Annotated in this window: 1 protein-coding gene; it reads left to right on the top strand. The window is 72.0% G+C overall.

The window, feature by feature from the left end; all coding sequences use genetic code 11:
• Window positions 1-1,783: circularly permuted type 2 ATP-grasp protein (locus tag IY392_RS16525; protein WP_194861811.1), on the top strand; the 1,783-nt coding region annotated here is incomplete at both ends.

Here is a 1,783-nt window from a genome sequence, read left to right as displayed (position 1 = left end):
GTTCCGCGCGCTTGTCCAACGTGAGGCCGCCGCCCTGGCCGGGGGTGCGGAGCCCGCCGCCCCGGTGGAGACGAGGCTCCGGGCGGCGCTGTGGCGCGCGGCCCGTTCCGGCCTCGAGGGCTCCCTGGTGGATCCGGTCAGCCTCCGGCCACGTCCCGCGGCCGACGTCATCACCGACCTGGTCGACTCCCTGACCGGTCAGCTCGAGGCCACGGGTGACCTGGACATGGTGCGGGAACTGGTCCACGACGCCCTGTACAACGGCAGCAGCGCGTTCCGTCAGCGACAGACGCTGCGTCGCCGCGGTCACGTCCAGGACATCGTGGACCTGCTCGTGGTGGAGACCGGCGGCACCAGCGGCTCCCGGTCGCCGGTGCCCGACGCGCACGCGAGGCTGTTCGGTGTCTACCTGCCCATCGAGGGACTCGACTCGGATCCGAGCTGGGACGAGGCGGTCGAGGTGGGCGGGCGACCGCGGGCCCCGTACGACCCGGTCCTCACCGCCCTGCAGAGGATCGGCACCGTGAGGCTCCGCGCCCGGCAGGTGAGGGCGGAACAGGAGGCCTCGGTCGCCGGGGTCACGTTCCGGGTCACCGGCCAGGAGCGGCCCCACGCGTTCCCGATGGACTTCGTCCCACGGATCCTCACCGCAGAGGTATGGGAGAGGCTCGCCGCGGGCATCGAGCAGCGCGCCCGAGCGCTCGACGCGTTCCTCGATGACGTCTACGGCGAGCAGGAGTTCGTGGCGGCCGGGCACCTCACCCCCGAGGCCCTGGACCGCGCGCCGGGGTTCCGGACCGGCACCGGGCAGGCACCGGGGGCGGGCCGGGTCCGGGCCCACATCTGCGGGATCGACCTGGTGTGCGCTGACGACGGTCGGTGGTTGGTGCTCGAGGACAACGTCCGCGTCCCCTCGGGCATCGCCTTCTCCACCGCCCACCGTGAGATGACGGCGACCCTGTTCGGAGATCTCGTGGACGAGTTTGATCTCCACTCGCCCGACCAGGCGTTCCCCATGATCCGCGACACCCTGCACGCCGCGGCTCCACCGGCGGCGGGTGACACCCCGAACGCGGTGGTGATGTCGTCCGGTCCCGCGGACTCGGCGTGGTTCGAGCACCGCCTCATCGCCGACCGGACCGGACTGCCCCTCGTCACTCCCGACGAGGTGGTCTTCCGCGACGGGATCCTGCACCGCAGGGCCGGGGACGAGCTGGTCAGGGTCGACGTGGTGTACGCGCGGATCGACGAGGACATGCTGCTCAGCTCTCCGGGGCTCGACGGCGAGCCGCTCCGGGACGGTCTGCTGGACGCCCTGGCCGGAGGACGGTTGACGCTGGCCAACGCCCTCGGGAACGGGGTGGCGGACGACAAGGCCGTCTACGCTTCGGTTCCCGCGATGATCGACTTCTACCTGGGCGAAACCCCGATCCTCGACCAGGTCCCGACCTATCTGTGTGCGGACCGCACCCAGCGCGACCTGGTGCTGGAACGGTTGGGCGAGCTGGTGGTCAAACCGATCGACGGGTACGGGGGGCTGGGGATCACCATCGGGCCCGAGTGCTCCGAGGCGGAACTGGCCGCACGGCGCGAAGAGCTGCTCACCCGACCCGAGGGGTTCATCGCACAGGAGGTGGTGGCCCTGTCCACGCTTCCGACCTTTGACGGCACCCACATGCAGCGGAGGCACGTCGACCTGCGTGCGTTCGCCCACCTGAGGCGCGAGGGGGGCCGGACGACGGCGCACGCGGTCCCGGCCGGCCTCACCCGGGTGGCGCCCGCC

The sequence above is a fragment of the Dietzia sp. SYD-A1 genome (assembly GCF_015356725.1).
Classification (GTDB): domain Bacteria; phylum Actinomycetota; class Actinomycetes; order Mycobacteriales; family Mycobacteriaceae; genus Dietzia.
Note: the sequence above shows the minus strand (reverse complement) of the source record. Positions and strands in the feature narration are given on the sequence as shown.